This is a genomic window from Enterobacteriaceae endosymbiont of Donacia thalassina, assembly GCF_012568245.1.
Lineage (GTDB): Bacteria > Pseudomonadota > Gammaproteobacteria > Enterobacterales > Enterobacteriaceae.
Genome location: NZ_CP046188.1, coordinates 387,910 through 407,471 on the forward strand (window position 1 = coordinate 387,910; position 19,562 = coordinate 407,471).

The window sequence follows — 19,562 nt, forward strand, 5'->3', positions numbered from 1 at the left end:
ATAGAATAATTGTTTTTTTATAATTTTAAATTTATTTTTAAATATTGTAACATGAAAAATATGTTATTAATTAAATAATTTTATAGTTTATATAAATATTTAAATAATACTAAAGTTTTAATTATTATTTTGAAAATTTTAATATTTTTATTTTATAAAAATGTTTTCAATATTATTTATATTTTTATAAATAAACCCTTTATTTCCTTTAACTGAAAAAAAAATTTTTAACTTTTCATATTTTAATTTATATGTTTTATTATTTGTTTTTATATAAATTATTGAGTTTTTATTAATAAGAAATATCCACTTTAATTTATCTTTTTTTTGAATAAAATCTTTATGATCGATAAAAATTAATCTACTTCCTCTACCTCGAGATAATTTTGGAATTTCATTAATAGAAAATAATAAAAATTTATTTAAAGAAGATATAGCTAATATTTTATCATTTTGGTTATTAATTATTAATGGTGGTAATATTTCAGCATTTTCTGATAAAATAATAGATAATTTACCATTTCTATTACATGCTATTAAATCATGAAATTTACATATAAAACCGTAACCAGAGCTAGAAGAGAGAATAATTTCTTGATTATTAGATTCCATTAATAAACTTTTAATTATAGATCCTTGTGCAATATTTAATTTACCATTTAAAGGTTCTCCTCTACTACGAGCAGCAGGTAAAGAAACTGAATCAATACTATAACTACGTCCTTTAGAATCTAAAACTACTATAGTTTGATTTTTTTTTCCTTTTACTGAAATTAAAAAAGAATCTCCTGATTTATAATTTAAATTTAAGGGATCTATTGTATGACCTTTTGCACATCTAATCCAACCCATTTTTGATAAAATAATTGTAATAGGTTCATTTGAAATTAATTCAGATTCATTTAACAATTTTGCTTCTTTTCTTTTTTTAAAAACTGTACGACGATTATTACCATAATTATTAGCTGCTAATAATATTTCTTTTTTTAATAATAAATTCATTTTTTTTTCTGAAAATAATATTTTTTCAATTTTTTTATGTTCTATTTCTAATTTTTTTTTTTCATTTATTAAATTTTTTTCTTCTATAAATGAAATAGAACGCAACTTAAAATTAAGTAATTTTTCTATTTGTATATCAGTAAGATTAAATTTTTTTTTAATAATATCATTAGGATATTGATTTAAACGAATAATTTTTATAAATTCTTTTAAATTAGAATAAACAATTAATAATCCTGTAATAACATGTAATTTTTTATTTACTTTTTTTAAATTAAAATTTAAACGTTTTTTTACTATTTTTCTTCTAAAAAAAATCCATTCTGATAATATTTCCATTAAATTTTTTACGGCAGGTTTATTATTTAGTCCTATCATATTTAAATTAATACGATAACTTTTTTCTAAATCAGTAAGAAAAAATAAATGACACATAATGTGTTCAATTTTTAAATAATTAAAATTATTACGAATTACAATAACTATTCTAGTCGGATTTTCATAATCTGATTCATCTCTTATTTCATCAATCATTGGTAATTTTTTATTTCTCATTTGTGTCGTAATTTGTTCAATAATCCGTATTCCAGAAATTTGATAAGGTAATGATGTAATAATAACTGTATTATCTTTTATTTCCCATGATGCTCTTAATTTTATAGAACCTCTACCTTTTTCATATATTTTATAAATTTCATCTTTAGATGTTATAATTTCACTTCCAGTAGGAAAATCTGGTCCTTGAATTATATTTAAAATTTCATTTAATTTAATTTTAGGATAATCAATTAATTTAATTATAGCATTAGAAATTTCTTTAATATTATGAGGAGGGATATCCGTTGACATACCTACTGCTATTCCTGTTGATCCATTTAAAATTATGTTTGGTAAACATGCAGGTAAGATTTTTGGTTCTAATAATGTTCCATCAAAATTAGATATAAATTTTACAGTACCTTTTTCTACTTCATTTAATAATATATTAGAATATTTTGATAATCTAGATTCTGTATATCTCATTGCTGCAAATGATTTAGGGTCATCTTGAGATCCCCAATTACCTTGTCCTTCTATTAATGGATATCTATAAGAAAATGATTGTGCCATTAATACCATTGCTTCATAACATGCTACATCTCCATGAGGATGATATTTTCCAATAACATCACCAATTGTTCTAGCTGATTTTTTAAATTTACATGATGATTTTAAACCTAATTCAGACATAGCATATATAATTCTTCTTTGTACTGGTTTTAATCCATCACCAATATGAGGCAATGCTCGATCTGATATTACATAAATAGAATAATTTAAATAAGCATGTTCTGCAAATTTATCTAATAATATAGATTCTATTATATTTTTTTTTATTAACTTATTCATTTTTAGTTTCCTAAATATTAATTATTTAAATTAAGTATTTATTATAAAGAAACTTTGTAACATTTTAACCATAAAATAAATAATATTTTTTTAATTTTTAAAATTAAATAAATTTAATTGAATTTTATAGAATAAATATGTTATTTTTGTGCAAGAATATTTTATTTATGGATTTTATATGCAAGAAAATTATTTTCAAAATAAAAGATATTTAATTACTCCAAAAGAATTAAAAGATAAATTACCAATATCTCAAGAAATAAAAAAACAAATATTAAATTCACGTAAAATTATATCAAATATTATTTCAGGGGAAGATCATAGATTATTAATTATTTGTGGTCCTTGTTCAATTCATAATATTGATGAAGCAATAGAATATAGTAATTTTTTAAAAAAAACTTTTTCTAAAGTTAATAATAATATATATCTTGTTATGAGAGTATATTTTGAAAAACCTAGAACTATTTTAGGATGGAAAGGATTAATTAATGATCCTTATATGGATAAATCCTTTAATATAAATAAAGGATTATATTTAGCTCGTAAATTATTAATCAAATTAGTCAAAAATAATATTTCATTAGCGACAGAAATATTAGATCCTAATACATTAGGATATCTTGATGATCTTTTAAGTTGGATAGCTATTGGAGCACGTACTGTAGAATCACAAATACATAGAGAAATAGCATCTTTGGTTACAATTCCTGTAGGTTTTAAAAATAATACAGATGGTAATATTTTTTCTGCTATAAATGCAATTCAAGCATCTGCTATAGAACATCATTTTATTAGTTTAGATCAAAATGGTAAAATTTGTATTGTTGATACAAAAGGAAATAAAAATTGTCATATTATTTTAAGAGGAGGAAAAAAACCTAATTATGATAAATTTAATTTATTAAAATGTGAAAAAGCTTTATTAAAAGTAAAATTAAAACCTAAAATAATGATAGATTGTAGTCATGGAAATTCTAATAAAGATTTTAAAAAACAAATTTTAGTTATTGAATCAATAATTTCACAGATTAAAGAAGGAAATAATTCTATTATGGGAATAATGATTGAAAGTTATATTAATGAAGGAAATCAAATTTTAAATATTAATAATTATAAAAGATTAAAATATGGAATATCTATTACAGATGGATGTATAAATTTACAAACAACAAAAAATATTTTATATAAAATAAATAATGAATTAGATTTTATCCTTAAAAAACGTTTATTATAAAATAAAATTAATTAAGTATAATTATAGAATTATGTTAAATAAATTAAATTTATTACGTAATAAAATTGATATTTTAGATTTAAAATTATTAGATATTTTATCAGAAAGATTAAAATTAGTAAAAGAAATCGGATTAATAAAAAATAAATATGGGTTACCACTTTATGTACCAGAAAGAGAAAAATCTATAATTAATACCAAAAAAAAAGAAGCAAAAAAAAAAGGAATATCACCTAGTTTTATTGAAAATATATTTCGTTATATTATTAATGAATCATATTCCTATGAAAAAATAAAAATATTTAAAAAAATTAAACCTAATTTTTCAAAAATATTAATTATTAGTAATAATAAACAAAAAATTTCTTTATTTAAAGAAATGTTAATTACTACTGGATATAATGTTGACTATATAGAAGAAAAAAATTTATATATTAAAAATGATATTACTTATTTATTTAAAAATATAGGAATGATTATTTTAGATATATCAAAAAAATTTTTTACAAAATTAGTTAAAAATTTATCTTTTTTACCTAAAAATTGTGTTTTAGTGGATTTATCTCCCATTAAAGAAATATCTATTAAAAAAATATTAAAATTATATAAAGGTCCTGTTCTTGGTTTATATTATTTATTTGATTATAAGAAAGATTTATTATTTAAAGAATATATAATATATTGTCATGGCCGTAAAAAAAAAAATTATAGTTGGTTTTTAAAACAAATAAAAATTTGGGGATTAAAAATTCAAAATATGGATATTATAGAACATGATAAATATATTTTTTTTATAAAATCATTAAAATATTTTTTTATGTTAATATATAGTACTTTTTTAATAAAAACAAACATATCTTTAAATAAGATGTTTATGCTTTCAAAAACTATGGATTGTTTACATTTATTTATTTTAAAAAATTGTTTTTCGCAAAATCCAAAGTTATATAATAATTTAATTAAAAATTCTAAAAATAATACTAGAAATATTAAAAAATATTTAGATTATATTAATAATTTAGCTATTTTAGATAATAAAAATAAAATAATAGAAATAACTCAAATTTTAAGAAAAATTAAAAAATTACCAATAACTTAAATTTAGAATTGAACTTTAAATTCAGATATAAAAATATTTTAATGTTAAAAACATATAAAAAAACTTAATATTAAATCAATATTAAGTTTTTTTTATATTTTAGATTTTTAAATGTATTTCATTACATGAAATTTTTAAAATTTTTTTAACTAAATTAATTTCTTTTATACTAGAAGGATATTCCTTTAAAAAAATTAAACATCTATTAATTGTAGCTATATAATTTTTCTTTTTAAAAAGAAATTTTATGATATTTAAATCAAAAAATTTAACTCTTTTTTCCATATTAAATAATTTTTTTTTTAGAAAATTTATATATATACTATTAGGATAATTTTTCATAAATATTTTTATATCATGAATAGCTAATTGTGTATAAAAAGGATTACAAAAATATCTATTTATTCTAAAAAAATTTTGTATTTTAGTATTTGTATCTAAAGATATTTCTGATAAAATCCTAATATATATAACATAACTCATAAATGCAGAGAAATTATATGATTGTATAAATTCTTCTGATAATTCTAAAACATTTAAAAAATCTTTATGTAGATAATTTAAAAACATTAAATAAACTAAAATTTTTTCTGTATATATATTATATGGATAATTTACATATAAATTACTAAATTTTATTAAAGCTTTATTATATTTTTTCTCATTTAAAATTTTTATAGCATTTATATATTCATGTTTAAAAGAATAATTTAAATGTTTTTTTTTTGAAATAGAATAATATTCACAATTAGTTGTAAAAATTAATAATATACATATTAAAATATTGATAAAAAAAGATCTATTTTTTATAAAAATTTTCATTTTAATCTTTTAAAAAATTAATATATAGGATTAATATATAATAAATGAATTTTACATAAAAAATATTAAATATATGAAAAATATAAATTTAACTTTAAAAGTTAATCTAATACATGATAGAGAAAGATTAGATTTATTTCTTACTAAAAAAATTATACAATTTTCAAGATCACAAATACAAAAAATTATTATTAATAACAATATAAAAGTAAATAATAATATTATAAATATTCCTAAAAAAAAATTTTTTTTGGAGATATAATTAAATTTCATATTTTTATTCCACATGAAAATCACATATGGAAAGTACAAAATTTAAATTTAAATATCATTTATAATGATAAACATATTTTAGTTATAAATAAAAAAACTAATTTAGTTGTACATCCTTCTCATAAAAATCAAAATAATACTCTTTTAAATTGTTTATTATATTATTATCCGAATTTAAGAGATGTGCCTAGGGCAGGTATTATCCATAGATTGGATAAAAATACTACAGGATTAATGATTATAGCAAAAAATATGCATTCATATATATTTTTAAAAAAAGAACTTAAAAAACATAATATTATTAGAGAATATGAAGCAATTGTAAATGGTATTATTAAAAAAAATGGAATAATAAATAAACCAATAAAACGTATATATAAAAAAAATCATATTTATATGAATATTCATCCATTAGGTAAAAAATCAATAACAAAATACTTTATTAAAAATACTTTTAAAGAATATACTCATTTAAGAATTAGATTAAAAACTGGAAGAACACATCAAATTAGGGTTCATTTATCCCACATTAATCATAGTATTGTTGGTGATCCAATATATAAAAAAATAAAAAATATTTCTTTTAATAATAATTTTAATAAAAATAATATTAATAAAATAATTCAAAGACAAGCTTTACATGCTTGTTATTTAAAATTTACACATCCGTTTTATAATATAAAAATTAAATTATATTCAATATTACCAACTGATATAAATAATTTAATTAATTTTTTAAAAAAAAATAAAATTTAAATTATTAAAATAAAAATATATTTATTTAAAAAATAATTTTATTAAAATAAATAATTAGTTTATAATAAAAATAAATTTTATCTTTTTCATTAAGAGTGATAAAAATATGATAAATATAAAAAAATATGTATTATTTTTTGGCATGTTCTTTTTATTATTAATTACATCAAATAATTGTATAGCATCTAATAAATCATCTCAAATTTCATTATATGATGTTTTAACAAAAGAAGAACAACAATTATTTATTGAAGAATTTGGTAAAAAACCAGTTATAGTTGAATTCTTTTCATTTTTATGTCCTCATTGTTATGAACTTTATCAAGGTTTTGATCAAAAAATTTTAAAAAATAAAATTCCAAAAAATGTAAAAATTATAAAAATTCATTATAGTAAAATGGGCCAAGAAGATGGTTTATCTACTGTATTAGGTTATGCATGGGTAGTTGCTAAAATGTTAAATGTACAAGATAAAATTATGGGTCCAATTTTTGATGGTATTCATAAAAATCAATCTATTCATGATTATAATTCTATAAAAAGAATTTTTATAAAAAAAACTGGAATTACTAATAATATGTTTGATGCCGCATGGAATAGCAATATAGCAAAAATATTATATGAAAAAGAATATGATTTAGTTGAAAAATTTGGTATACATTTAGTACCTGATATATATATTAATAATAAATATATAATAAATCTTTCTGGATTATATTCTAACGATATTGAGAATTTTTATCAAAATTATATAAATTTAATTAATAAACTTTTAAAAAAATAGAATTTTTTAAAATTAAAAGATATATTTTTTAGTATATTCATAAATATGAAAAAAAAAATAATTTTAATAGATGGCTCATTTTATTTATATCGTGCTTATTATGCTTTACCTCATTTAATGAATAATAAAGGATATCCTACAGGTGCAATATATGGTTTTATTAATATGTTTAATAAAATTATAAGAATGAACATAAATAGTTATTTTTTAATTATATTTGATACTAAAGGAATATCTTTTAGAAAAAAAATTTTTAATAAATATAAATCAAAAAGAATTAAAATGCCTGATAATTTAATTATGCAAATTAAACCTTTATCTAAAATTATACAGGCAATGGGATATAAGATCATATCAATAAAAAATATAGAAGCAGATGATATAATTGGTACTTTATCATTACAAGCAGAAAAAAAAAATTATTTAGTTTATATTTTTAGTATAGATAAAGATATAACTCAATTAGTTAATAAAAATATTAAAATAGTAAATCCTATTAACTATTCTATTTCTGGATCTAAGGAAATATATAAAAAATATGGAGTATATCCAAAATTTATTAGTGATTTTTTAGCATTAAGTGGTGATTCCATAGATAATATTCCTGGAGTTCCAGGAATAGGATATAAAATAAGTCAAAATTTAATAAATAAATTAGGTAATTTACAATGTATTTTTAAAAATATAAATAATATTAATAATATTAATTTTAGAGGAGGAGATAATATAAAAAAAAAACTTATAAAGTATAAAAAATTAGTTTTTTTATATCATAAATTAACTAAAATTAAAACAAATATTACTATAGATGTGGATTATTTTAGTTATTTAAATTTTAAAATTACACCACAAATAAATTATTTAAAATATTTATTTAAAATATATGAATTAAAAAAATTTAATAAAAATTATTTATAATTAAATTTATATATTTTACAAATTTTATTTTAATTATAACCAATAATTAATTATTTTTTTTATTTTTATTAAATTTTTTTTATTAATAATAGAAAAAGTTAATAATATAATCTTTTTATCAAAAAAGATGTCTATTTTTTTTTTTAAAATTTCTATTATTTTATTTATATTATTTTTTATATTTTTTTTAGATATTTTATCAATTTTATTTAATATTAATAATATAGGTTTTTTATAAAAAATTAATTTTTTTAAAATTTTAATATCTTTTTCTTTTAATAAAGAACGTATATCAATTAAAAGAATAATTCCCTTTAATGAATTTTTTTGGTTTAAATATTTTTGTAAAATATAAAAATATTTTAATTTATTTTTAATAATAAATTTATTATATCCATATCCTGGAAAATCTAAAAAACGAATTTTTTTTTTATTATTTTCAAATACATTGATATATAATGTAGATCCTGGAGTTTTACTTACATAAGCTATTTTCTTATTGAGTAAAATATTTATCATAGAAGATTTACCTACATTAGAATAACCAATAAAAGCAATATCTTGAACTTGACTACTAAAATTAGTAATTAAAAATTTAATATTTAAAGTACTATAACTGAAATTAATATTATTAAAATTATTCATTATTTTTTTATATGACTAAATTAATATTAAAATATAAAATGTTTAATTTTATAAAATTTTAATTATATATTAATAAAAAATTTAAACAATTAAAATTATATTTTATTAGGATTTTTTTATGAAAAAAATACGTAATATAGCTATTGTTGCACATATTGATCATGGAAAAACTACATTAATAGATAAATTATTACAAGAATCTGATAATTTCAAAAATACTTCGAAAGAAAAAAATATTAATAGAATTATGGATAGTAATGAATTAGAAAAAGAAAAAGGAATTACTATTTTTTCAAAAAATACATCTATTTTTTGGAAAAATTATAAAATTAATATAATTGATACACCAGGTCATGCAGATTTTGGTGCAGAAGTAGAACGTGTGTTATCAATGGTAGATTCTGTTTTATTATTAGTAGATGCTGTTGAAGGGCCTATGCCTCAAACTAGATTTGTTGCATTAAAATCTTTTTTATATAATTTAAAACCTATTATTGTAATAAATAAAATAGATAGGAAATTTATTAGACCAGATTGGGTTATTGATCAAATATTTGATTTATTTATTAACTTAAATGCTTCTGATGAACAATTAGATTTTCCTATAGTATATACTTCTGCACTTAAAGGAACTTCAGGATATAATATCAATAAAATGCAAAATAATATGGATATATTATATGAAACTATTATTAAACATGTACCATCTCCTCAAGGAGATATTAACCAACCATTTCAAATGCAAATATCTCAAATAGAATATAATAACTATATTGGAAATATCTGCATTGGTTTAATAAAAAAAGGACAAATTAAAAAAAATGAATATGTTGCTATTATTGATAATAAAAAAAAATTTAAAAAAGTTAAAATTTTATATATTATATTTAATATAGGATTAAAACCTATATATACTGATAATGCTAAATGTGGTGATATTGTTGGTATTGCTGGTTTAGGATTTGAAGAAATAAATATTTCTGATACAATTTGTAATATTAATCATTGTATACCTTTACCTTTATTAAAAATAGAAAAACCTAAGATAGGTATGTTATTTCATGTAAATAATTCACCATTTTCTGGAACAGAGGGGAAATATATAACATCTAGTAAAATATTTAATAGAATTAGTAAAGAATGTTTACATGATGTTGCTTTAAAAATAAGTAAAACAAAAAATAATAATATTTTTCATGTTTCTGGTAGAGGAGAATTACATTTAGCTATTTTAATAGAAAATATGAGAAAAGAGGGTTTTGAATTATCTGTATCTAAACCTCAAATTATACCTAAAATTATTAATGGTAAAAAATTAGAACCATTTGAAATATTAATTCTAGATTTTGAACAAAATAAGAAAGGTAATATAATACAGTTAATTAATCAAAGAAAAGCAATTATAAATAATATTCTGTTAGATGATTATAGTAATAGAATAAAAATTGAAGCAATTATTTCTAGTAAAGGTTTAATTGGTTTACGACATGAATTTATAAATATTACTTCAGGTACTGGTATAATAAATTCTTTTTTTAGTCACTATGATGTTAATAAATATAATATAATTGGAGAACGTAATAATGGTGTTTTAATTTCTAATAAAGAAGGATATGCTGTTGCTTTTTCTTTATATAATTTACAATTTAGAGGTAAATTATTAATTAATCCAGGAGAAAAAATATATGAAGGTCAAATAATAGGAATACATAATAAATCTAATGATCTTGTTGTAAATTGTTTAACTAATAAAAAACTATCTAATATGAGAGCATCAGGAAATGATAATCCTATTAATTTAATTCCTATTAAAAAAATATTTTTAGAAGAAGCAATAAATTTTATTAATAATGATGAATTAGTAGAAATTACACCAAAATCAATTCGTATTCGGAAAAAATATTTAACAAAATCCCAGCGTAAATTAAAAAAAACATAATAACTTAATAATAATTATTGGAGCTGGGGGGATTCGAACCCCCGTCCAAAATTACTACACTTTCGGCACTACATGTTTAGTTTTATCTTATGAAAAATTATTAATATAAACTGATAAAACAAAGTTTTATATATTAAATAGTCTATTAACTTCTTTTAATATATAATTTTTAGACTAATTATATACGATCTCTTTTATTTATGACCTATTTACTCTTATCAAAGAGAAAAATAATAAGTAAACAGGGCTTCTGCAGTTTTTTATGCTGCTAAAGCATAGTTTTGATTATTTGCAACTATTTTTTACGGTTTTTTTACAAGGCCTACCGTACCTTGACATGCTCCTTAAGTTTGATAATTTTGTCAAATCCATGATCAGCCCCATAAATTTTAAATATTTTTTTTTAAAAAACTTAATTTTTTAATATTCCATTCTTTTTTTTTTAAAATATTTCTTTTATCATATTTTTTTTTCCCTTTAACAATAGCAATTGTTAATTTACACCAAGATTTTTTCCAAAAAAGACCAATAACAACAACTGTGAAATTTTTTAAATTTATATAATTTTTTAATAATTCTATTTCTTTTTTTGTTAACAATAATTGTTTTTTTCTATTATTTTCATATTTTATATGACTACAAGTTGTTTTTATAGGACTAATATTTAAATTATATACATATATTTTATTATATGCAAAACTTATATAACTATTAATAATAGTTACTTTATTAGATCTTAAAGATTTTACTTCCCACCCTTTTAAAATAAGACCTGCATTTATTTTTTCTTTAATAAAAAAATTATAATAAATTTTTTTATTAAAAATAAAATATTTTTTTTTTCCATTATAAAATAATTTTAATGTTAAATATTATTAACTATAATAGATATATGTATAAATATCAATATATTATATAATAATATTTTTATCAAAATAATTTTATAAATTTTAAATTTATATTTTATTAATTTATCATGTTTTATAATTATTTGATAAATTGTAAATATTTATTTTTATAAAAAATAATATATATTATTATTAATAATAAGTATTATGTAAAAATTTTTATAAAATTTATATAAGGATAAATATATGAAAAAAGATCAATCATTAAATACTAATATAGTAAAAAATAATATAAAAGAAAAAGATGATGACAAATTAAATAATGTAAATATAAATAATAATAATATAGAAAATAAAAAAATTATAAATGAATGTAAAAAAAAATATACTATTGAATATTTTAAAGAAAAAAATGATATTTATAAACTTAAAATTATTGAACTTAAAAATAAATTAAAAAAATATAAAAATAATATATGGGATTTAAAATTACGTTCACAAGCTGAAATTGAAAATATTAGAAGTAGATCTATTCTAGATATAGAAAAAGCTTATAAATTTTCATTAGAAAAATTTATTCATGAATTATTACCTGTAATTGATAATTTAGAAAGAGCTATTAATTTAAAAATAAAAGAAAAAAATAATATTAATTTATCCATAATAGAAGGTATTAAATTAACTTTCAAATCTTTATTAGTATTAATTAAAAAATTTGGTATTAGTATTATAAATGAAATTAATGTACCTTTTGATCCTTCTAAGCATCAAGCAATGTCTATTATAGAATCAAATACAATAAAAGATAATTATATTATAGAAATTTTACAAAAGGGATATTTTCTTCATAAAAGATTATTAAGACCAGCTATGGTTATAGTTTCAAAAAATAAACTTATTCAGAATAATAATTAATATTTATTTTTTAATAATATGTTCATATACTATTAATAGTTAATGAACATATTATTTTTATAAAAAAAAATTTTAAAAATAAAAAAAGGTATTAGTCAATGACAAAAAGATGTCAAATAACAGGGAAAAAAACTATAAAAGGTAATAATCGTTCTCATGCAATGAATGCAACTAAAAGAAAATTTTTACCTAATATTCATTATCATAAATTTTGGTTAGAAAAAGAAAAAAGATTTATAAATATAAGAATATCTACAAAAGGAATGAGATTAATAAATAAAAAGGGAATAGAAAATGTTTTTTTATATAAAAAAAATAGGTAATTTTATGGCAAAAAAAAATCGTATTATAATTAAATTAATTTCATCAGCTAAAACTGGACATTTTTATACTATTACTAAAAATAAAAAAAATATAAAAAAATTAGAAATCAAAAAATTTGACCCTTATATTAGAAAACATGTTTTATATAAAGAAAAAAAAATTAGATAAAATAAAATTTTATTATATTAATAATTATTAACATATTAATCAATAATGGTTAATTATATAAAATAACATTATTGATTAATTTTTTTCTAAAAATTTTTATTCGAATATTTTAGAGTTTTTGAATCTTTTTTTAAAATTTTCAACACGTCCTCTAGTATCTGTTATTTTTTGTTTTCCTGTATAAAAAGGATGACATATATTACAAACATCTAGATTTAATTCTTTATTATTTTTCAAAGTTGATCTAGTATGAATAACATTACCACAAGAACATTTCATAGTAATTTTATTATATTGAGGATGAATATTTTTTTTCATAAATTACCAATAATATTTTTAAAAAAATTATTTTTATATATTATAAATATATTTTTTTTATTTCCAAAATATTTTTATCAAAAAATAATGAAAAAATTTTAAATTATGAAAATCATTAAAGTAGTATTTAATAATTCTATTATTTGCAATAAATTTGATTATTTATTATCTAAAAATAGATCTATTTATATTGGATGTAGAGTAATAGTACCTATAAAAACTAAAAATTATATAGGTATAGTATTAGAAATACATAATTTTTCTAAAATACCTATAAAAAAATTAAAATTTTTATATAAAATTTTAGATAAAAAACCTATTTTTGATCCGTTAATTTTTGATTTTGCACATAAAATTTCTACATATTATAAATATCCTATTGGATTTATTTTATTTCAAATATTACCAATATTTTTTAGAAAAAAAAATAAATATACAAAAAGTTTAAAAAATAAATTAAATTTAAATAATACAAAAATATTAAATAATAATATTAAAATTATAAAATCATATAATTTTAAAAAAATTGAAGATGTAAATATTGAAAATAAAAAAAATTTTTTATTAAATACAAATATATTAAATATAATGTATAAAACACAGAATCATAAAATATCCAATTTTTTTCAAGAAGAATATTTACAAAAAAAATTTTCTGTTTGGATAACACAAGATAATATTATTTTTCTTGAAAAAATAAATATTTATTTAAAAATTATAAAAAAAATTATATCTGAAAAAAAACAAGTTTTAATAATAGTTCCGCAAACCTATTATTTTTTTTATTTATATCAATTTTTAATATCTAATTTAAAAATTTTAGTTTGTTTATTATATTCAAATTTTAAAAATCAAAAAACATTATCAATTTGGGATAATATAAAAAATGGAAAAATAAAAATTATCATTGGAACAAAATTTACTATTTTTACACAATATTTAAAATTAGGATTAATTATTTTAATTGAAGAACATAATTTTATATATAAAAAAACAAATATTTATAAATATAATGTAAGAGATATTGCTATTTTAAGAGCAAAAATAGAAAATATTCCAATTTTATTAAGTTCAAAAACACCAAGTTTGGAAACATTACATAATATTAATATAAAAAAATTTAAATTTTTATTTGAAAATAATGAACAAATATTATATAAAAATTTTTTTAAATTTATAATTTTAGATATGAATAAACAAATATCAAAATTACAAATTTTTTCTAATATTTTAATAAAAAAAATAAAAATATGTATTAAAAATAATGAACAAATCATTATTTATTATAAATATCAAGGATATTCAAATCTTATTTTATGTTTTTTTTGTAAAAAACCTTTAAAATGTAAAGATTGTAATAAAAATTATGTCTTTTATAAAAAATTATGGAAATTATATTGTATATATTGTAAAAAAAGCATTATTATGTTAAATTTTTGTCCTTTATGTAAAAATAATTTTTTTATACCAATAGGTATTGGTACAGAACAATTAATTGAATTTTTAAAGAAATTATTTTCAAATATCTTAATTTTAAATATTAATAATAAAAATTTTTTAGAAAAATTTCTATTAATTAAAAATAATAAACCATCTATTATAATTTCTTCACATATTTTACATAAAAAATATTTTTATTTTTCAAAAAACAATTTAATTATTATTCTAAATATAGATAATGTTTTTTTTTCTAAAAATTTTAGAGCAACAGAATATTTTTCTCAATATATTTTTAGTATATTAAATAATCATTTAGATATAAAAAAAAAGACAGTTATTATTCAAACATATTTTCCTAAAAATGAAATTATTATAAAAATATTCAAAAAATATAATACATATTATGATATTTCAAATTTTATTCTAAAAGAAAGAAAAATAATGTTATTACCTCCGTTTACTAAACATATTATTCTAATTTTAGAATCTTATAATAAAAAAATTTTATTAAACTTTTTAAATATTTTAAAAAAAAAAATAATATCTAAATACATAAATGAAAAAAATTTTTTTATAATTGGTCCTTTATCGTTAATACAAAATAAAAGAAAAGGATTATTTAGAAAACAAATTATTTTACAACATATTTTTAAAAAAAAATTACAATTTATTATAAAATATATTATTTCTATAATAGAAAAAATTGTTAATTTTAATAAAATTAAATTAATAATTAATGTTGATCCAATTTAATTTTAAATTAGGAAATAAAATAATTTAATATTTTATCCTTAAAAAGGTAGATATTTTATGTATAATTTTAATAAATTTGATGTAATAGTTATAGGTGGAGGACATGCTGGTACAGAAGCTGCTATAGCTAGTGCTAAAATGAAAAAAAAAACTCTTTTAATTACAAATAATATAGATACAATAGGACAAATGTCTTGTAACCCTGCAATAGGTGGTATTGGAAAAAGTCATTTAGTAAAAGAAATAGATGCATTAAATGGAATAATGGCTACTGCTATTGATTATTCTGGAATTAATTTTAAAATACTTAATAGTAGTAAAGGTCCTGCTGTACAGTCAACAAGAGCACAAGCAGATAGAGAAATGTATAAAGCCCAGATAAAATTACTTTTAAATAAAGAAAAAAATTTGTTTATTTTTCAACAAGAAGTAAAAAAAATTATAATTAAAAATTATAAAATAAAAGGTATTATTACTAAAAATAATGATATTATAAATACAAAAATTGTAATTTTAACTACTGGTACTTTTTTAAATGGGAAAATTTATATTGGATTAAATAATAAATTTTATGGAGGAAGAATTAATGATCTTTCATCTATAGATTTAGCTAATTTTTTAAATGAATTACCTTTAAAAAAAGGAAGATTAAAAACAGGTACTCCTCCACGTATTGATATAAGAAGTATTAATTTTTCTAAATTAGAAATACAAAATAGTGATAATCCTTTACCCTATTTTTCTTTTATTGGTAATTCTCAACAACATCCTAAACAATTACCTTGTTATATTACATATACTAATAAAAATACACACAAAATTATAACAGATAATATTATTAAAAGTCCAATATATAGTGGTTTAATAAAAAGTAAAGGTCCTAGATATTGTCCATCTATTGAAGATAAAGTAATTAGATTTCCTCATAAAGATAAACATCAAATATTTTTAGAACCAGAAGGATTATCCAGTTATGAAATTTATCCTAATGGAATTTCTACTAGTTTACCATTTGAAATACAATGTTCAATTATAAAATCTATTAAAGGTTTAGAAAATGCATATATTACAAGACCAGGATATGCAGTAGAATATGATTTTTATGATCCTAAAGGATTAAAACCTACAATGGAAAGTAAATTTATAAAAGGATTATTTTTTGCAGGACAAATTAATGGTACTACTGGATATGAAGAAGCTGCATCACAAGGATTAATAGCTGGATTAAATGCATCTCTTTTAATTGATAACAAAAAAAATTGGTATCCATTAAGGAATCAAGCGTATATTGGAGTATTAATAGATGATTTATGTACCTTAGGTACAAAAGAACCATATCGTATGTTTACTTCTAGAGCAGAATATAGATTATTTTTAAGAGAAAATAATGCAGATATAAGATTAACAGAAATAGGATATAAACTTGGATTAGTTGATAATTTACGTTGGAAAAAATTTAATAAAAAATTAGATAATATTGAAAAAGAGTATCAAAAAATTAAAGAATTTTATATTAATTTAAATGATAAAAAAAATATAAAAAAAATAAATTTATTACTAAAAGATCCTATCAAAAAAAATATAAATGGCATAAATTTATTAAAACGTTCTGAAATTAGTTATTTAGATTTAATAAAATTAAATATATTTAATTTTGAAATAAAAAACATAGAAATTTTAAAATATATTGAAACAGAATTAAAATATCAAGGATATATAAAAAGACAAGAAGAATTTATAAAAAAATTTAAAAAAAATGAAAAAATATTAATACCAATAAATACTAAATATTTTAATATTAAAAGTTTATCACATGAAGCAATAGATAAATTTAATTTATGTAAACCTTTTACTCTTGGACAAGCGTCTAGAATACCTGGTATAACACCAGCAGATATTTCAATACTTTTGATTTATTTATTAAAAAATAAAAATAATATATGAATCTAATATATTTTTTATTATATATAATATTTTATACAAATAAAATTTAAAATTAAATATTTAAAATTTAATTATAAAAATATATTAATTTATGATTAATAAAAGAATTAAATTCATGGATATAGTTATTTTTACTAGTGATAATTGTAAATAAATATATTTATTTTTTTTTATAAAAATATTAAATATACTTTAGAAAATTTTTAATTTAAGATATTATTAAAGAATTAAAAATATGCATATAGTATATAGTTTTAGTAAAAAAATTGAAAAAGTTTTTAAATAATGAAATATATATTACATGGATATATTAATTAAAACAGTTGAAAAAAAGAAATATTATTCAAATAATTTTTATTAAATTTTAATTAAAATAAAGATATTTTAATATTATATAAAAATGTACCTTTTATTTTAAAAAATAATTTTAAAATTATATAATAAAAAATTTAAAAATTATATTTTTTTTATTTTAGTAAAATAGAAAATTTTAAAAAATATGGTTTAATTTTATGAAAAAAATTACATATAATAATATTTTATTAATTATATTTTATATACTAATTATAGTAAAGTAATACTATTACTATAGAAATAATCTTTATGTAAAATGTTTATAATATTGAATAAATTTTTAATAATTAAAAAAATTATATAAATTAAATTAGAAAAAATAATATATTTTAATAAAAATATATTATGTTTGATATTATATAAATAATATTTAAATATGATATAATAAAAATTATTTTAAATATCTGTTTTTTAAGAATATATAGTTTATAATTTTACTAAAATAGTTATTATTAATAATAAAAAAAATTAATTAATATTTTTTCTATTTTATCTAGAATATCAAAATAAAAAGTTTTTCTAAAATGAAAATTATAGATATGAAAATCTTAATTTATTAATATATTTTAAATTAAATTAATATAATTCCTTAATTATTGGTTAAGTAATTAATAAATATTTCTTAAAATTAGTTATCATTATTAAAATATATAAATTTAATTCATATAACAAATAAAAAATTTTAATTAAAATTATACATGAAAAAATAATTGTTATTTTTTAAAAAAATATTTTTAAATATATTTAAATTATAATGTGTGAAATATTTTCTTATGAAAAAATAATTATAAAATATTAATTCAATTATTAACAAACTTATTTTTTTATATAAAAATTATATTAGCATTTAAATATAGAAAAAATTTAATATTAATAATATTTTATTATCAATAACTTTATCATATGTAATATAATACATTAGTTATGTTAGAATTATCTACAAAATTAATTTTTTATTAACTACATTAATGTATGTACTACTTTCTTTAGTAAGAAAAGAATTATATTTATTCTTACTTAAATAGTTATTGAAATTAGTGTAATTTCTACAAAATTTTTTATAAATCAATTAATAATATTACTTATTTTATTTTTTAAAATAGGAAAATTTTATGATTTGATAAAAAATTTAAAAAGAATAATAAAATTTCTAAAAAAAAACTAAAGAAATAAAATACCTAATTTTAGGTAAAGATAATTTGTTTTATCCCTAGAAAGGGATATTAAAAATGAAAAAAAATATTGATATGCATATAAAAAAATATACAATTAGAAAATTAAAAAATGAGATATTATTTAGTTTACCTGTTATTATCTTAGTATTTACAAATAATATATTAACAAAAATTAAATCAAATATAGATTTAGAAATATATTTTTATAATATATTATTATATATTATAATTAATAAATTTTACTATATTTATAAAAAAATTAATATAATTAAAACATTTTACATTAATTATATAATTTTTCCTGTATTATATATAATACCGCTAAAATTTTTATCTTTATTTATACTGAAATAGTAAAAATTAATTAATAATTCTAATCTTTTTATAAATTTAGTAAAGTCTATTATTGTCAAAGAAAATATTTTTCATTAAAAAAATAAAATATATTAAGTGTTTTAT

16 protein-coding genes, 1 other RNA gene and 1 pseudogene are annotated in these 19,562 nt (G+C 16.6%); 12 read left to right on the forward strand and 6 right to left on the reverse strand.

The window, feature by feature from the left end; all coding sequences use genetic code 11:
- Positions 1 to 147 precede the first annotated feature (147 nt).
- Entirely contained in the window at positions 148 to 2,391 is a 2,244-nt protein-coding gene (gene parC / locus GJU02_RS01905) for a DNA topoisomerase IV subunit A (RefSeq protein ID WP_168919391.1), read from the reverse strand.
- A 178-nt stretch (positions 2,392 to 2,569) separates the two neighbouring features.
- On the opposite strand from parC, the gene GJU02_RS01910 reads away from it, so the two are divergent.
- Together GJU02_RS01910 and tyrA are read left to right on the forward strand one after the other, a co-directional pair.
- Positions 2,570 to 3,628, forward strand: a complete 1,059-nt coding sequence (locus GJU02_RS01910) for a 3-deoxy-7-phosphoheptulonate synthase (protein ID WP_168919392.1) — start codon at positions 2,570 to 2,572, stop codon at positions 3,626 to 3,628.
- A gap of 31 nt (positions 3,629 to 3,659) precedes the next feature.
- A complete protein-coding gene (tyrA, locus tag GJU02_RS01915; RefSeq protein WP_168919393.1) occupies positions 3,660 to 4,727 on the forward strand; it encodes a bifunctional chorismate mutase/prephenate dehydrogenase in 1,068 nt (355 codons plus the stop codon).
- A gap of 99 nt (positions 4,728 to 4,826) precedes the next feature.
- Here the strand turns inward: tyrA and bamD are convergent, their stop codons facing one another.
- The gene (gene bamD / locus GJU02_RS01920) at positions 4,827 to 5,549 is read right to left on the reverse strand and encodes an outer membrane protein assembly factor BamD (RefSeq protein WP_168919394.1); all 723 of its coding nucleotides are present in this window, start codon (positions 5,547 to 5,549) and stop codon (positions 4,827 to 4,829) included.
- A 73-nt stretch (positions 5,550 to 5,622) separates the two neighbouring features.
- Between bamD and GJU02_RS01925 the strand changes: the two genes are divergently transcribed.
- From GJU02_RS01925 to GJU02_RS01940, 4 genes are all read left to right on the forward strand, one after another.
- Entirely contained in the window at positions 5,623 to 5,811 is a 189-nt protein-coding gene (locus GJU02_RS01925) for a S4 domain-containing protein (RefSeq protein WP_168919395.1), read from the forward strand.
- A 35-nt stretch (positions 5,812 to 5,846) separates the two neighbouring features.
- Positions 5,847 to 6,578, forward strand: a complete 732-nt coding sequence (locus GJU02_RS01930; RefSeq protein WP_246208775.1) for an RluA family pseudouridine synthase — start codon at positions 5,847 to 5,849, stop codon at positions 6,576 to 6,578.
- Positions 6,579 to 6,684: 106 nt separating this feature from the next.
- Entirely contained in the window at positions 6,685 to 7,362 is a 678-nt protein-coding gene (locus GJU02_RS01935; RefSeq protein WP_168919396.1) for a DsbA family protein, read from the forward strand.
- Positions 7,363 to 7,407: 45 nt separating this feature from the next.
- Complete coding sequence (locus GJU02_RS01940; protein WP_168919397.1) at positions 7,408 to 8,280, forward strand: 5'-3' exonuclease H3TH domain-containing protein; 873 nt, start codon at positions 7,408 to 7,410, stop codon at positions 8,278 to 8,280.
- Between the two features lie 33 nt (positions 8,281 to 8,313).
- Here GJU02_RS01940 and yihA read toward each other — a convergent pair whose 3' ends face one another.
- Entirely contained in the window at positions 8,314 to 8,925 is a 612-nt protein-coding gene (gene yihA, locus GJU02_RS01945; protein WP_168919398.1) for a ribosome biogenesis GTP-binding protein YihA/YsxC, read from the reverse strand.
- Between the two features lie 118 nt (positions 8,926 to 9,043).
- On the opposite strand from yihA, the gene typA reads away from it, so the two are divergent.
- A complete protein-coding gene (typA, locus tag GJU02_RS01950; protein WP_168919399.1) occupies positions 9,044 to 10,864 on the forward strand; it encodes a translational GTPase TypA in 1,821 nt (606 codons plus the stop codon).
- A gap of 15 nt (positions 10,865 to 10,879) precedes the next feature.
- Here the strand turns inward: typA and ssrA are convergent.
- Positions 10,880 to 11,246, reverse strand: a transfer-messenger RNA (tmRNA) gene (gene ssrA, locus GJU02_RS01955).
- Positions 11,247 to 11,253: 7 nt separating this feature from the next.
- Positions 11,254 to 11,694, reverse strand: a pseudogene (gene smpB, locus GJU02_RS01960) (SsrA-binding protein SmpB); the annotation flags it as partial.
- Between the two features lie 264 nt (positions 11,695 to 11,958).
- Between smpB and grpE the strand changes: the two are divergent.
- From grpE to rpmG, 3 genes are all read left to right on the forward strand, one after another.
- A complete protein-coding gene (gene grpE, locus GJU02_RS01965) occupies positions 11,959 to 12,627 on the forward strand; it encodes a nucleotide exchange factor GrpE (RefSeq protein ID WP_246208770.1) in 669 nt (222 codons plus the stop codon).
- Positions 12,628 to 12,725: 98 nt separating this feature from the next.
- On the forward strand, positions 12,726 to 12,950 hold the full coding sequence (rpmB, locus tag GJU02_RS01970) for a 50S ribosomal protein L28 (protein WP_168919400.1): 225 nt from the start codon (positions 12,726 to 12,728) through the stop codon (positions 12,948 to 12,950).
- Between the two features lie 4 nt (positions 12,951 to 12,954).
- Complete coding sequence (gene rpmG, locus GJU02_RS01975; protein WP_168919401.1) at positions 12,955 to 13,119, forward strand: 50S ribosomal protein L33; 165 nt, start codon at positions 12,955 to 12,957, stop codon at positions 13,117 to 13,119.
- 96 nt (positions 13,120 to 13,215) lie between these two features.
- Here the strand turns inward: rpmG and rpmE are convergent, their stop codons facing one another.
- Entirely contained in the window at positions 13,216 to 13,437 is a 222-nt protein-coding gene (gene rpmE / locus GJU02_RS01980) for a 50S ribosomal protein L31 (protein WP_168919402.1), read from the reverse strand.
- A 105-nt stretch (positions 13,438 to 13,542) separates the two neighbouring features.
- Here rpmE and priA point away from each other — a divergent pair, with 105 nt between their 5' ends.
- Both priA and mnmG read left to right on the forward strand, forming a co-directional pair.
- A complete protein-coding gene (priA, locus tag GJU02_RS01985; RefSeq protein ID WP_168919403.1) occupies positions 13,543 to 15,630 on the forward strand; it encodes a replication restart helicase PriA in 2,088 nt (695 codons plus the stop codon).
- Positions 15,631 to 15,687: 57 nt separating this feature from the next.
- A complete protein-coding gene (gene mnmG, locus GJU02_RS01990; RefSeq protein ID WP_168919404.1) occupies positions 15,688 to 17,574 on the forward strand; it encodes a tRNA uridine-5-carboxymethylaminomethyl(34) synthesis enzyme MnmG in 1,887 nt (628 codons plus the stop codon).
- The last annotated feature ends 1,988 nt before the right edge of the window (positions 17,575 to 19,562 follow it).

Coding starts and splice junctions, on each gene's coding strand:
- parC (WP_168919391.1), bottom strand. CDS start 2,391: ATGAATAAGTTAATAAAAAAAAATATAATAGAATCTATATTATTAGAT.
- GJU02_RS01910 (WP_168919392.1), top strand. CDS start 2,570: ATGCAAGAAAATTATTTTCAAAATAAAAGATATTTAATTACTCCAAAA.
- tyrA (WP_168919393.1), top strand. CDS start 3,660: ATGTTAAATAAATTAAATTTATTACGTAATAAAATTGATATTTTAGAT.
- bamD (WP_168919394.1), bottom strand. CDS start 5,549: ATGAAAATTTTTATAAAAAATAGATCTTTTTTTATCAATATTTTAATA.
- GJU02_RS01925 (WP_168919395.1), top strand. CDS start 5,623: ATGAAAAATATAAATTTAACTTTAAAAGTTAATCTAATACATGATAGA.
- GJU02_RS01935 (WP_168919396.1), top strand. CDS start 6,685: ATGATAAATATAAAAAAATATGTATTATTTTTTGGCATGTTCTTTTTA.
- GJU02_RS01940 (WP_168919397.1), top strand. CDS start 7,408: ATGAAAAAAAAAATAATTTTAATAGATGGCTCATTTTATTTATATCGT.
- yihA (WP_168919398.1), bottom strand. CDS start 8,925: ATGAATAATTTTAATAATATTAATTTCAGTTATAGTACTTTAAATATT.
- typA (WP_168919399.1), top strand. CDS start 9,044: ATGAAAAAAATACGTAATATAGCTATTGTTGCACATATTGATCATGGA.
- grpE (WP_246208770.1), top strand. CDS start 11,959: ATGAAAAAAGATCAATCATTAAATACTAATATAGTAAAAAATAATATA.
- rpmB (WP_168919400.1), top strand. CDS start 12,726: ATGACAAAAAGATGTCAAATAACAGGGAAAAAAACTATAAAAGGTAAT.
- rpmG (WP_168919401.1), top strand. CDS start 12,955: ATGGCAAAAAAAAATCGTATTATAATTAAATTAATTTCATCAGCTAAA.
- rpmE (WP_168919402.1), bottom strand. CDS start 13,437: ATGAAAAAAAATATTCATCCTCAATATAATAAAATTACTATGAAATGT.
- priA (WP_168919403.1), top strand. CDS start 13,543: ATGAAAATCATTAAAGTAGTATTTAATAATTCTATTATTTGCAATAAA.
- mnmG (WP_168919404.1), top strand. CDS start 15,688: ATGTATAATTTTAATAAATTTGATGTAATAGTTATAGGTGGAGGACAT.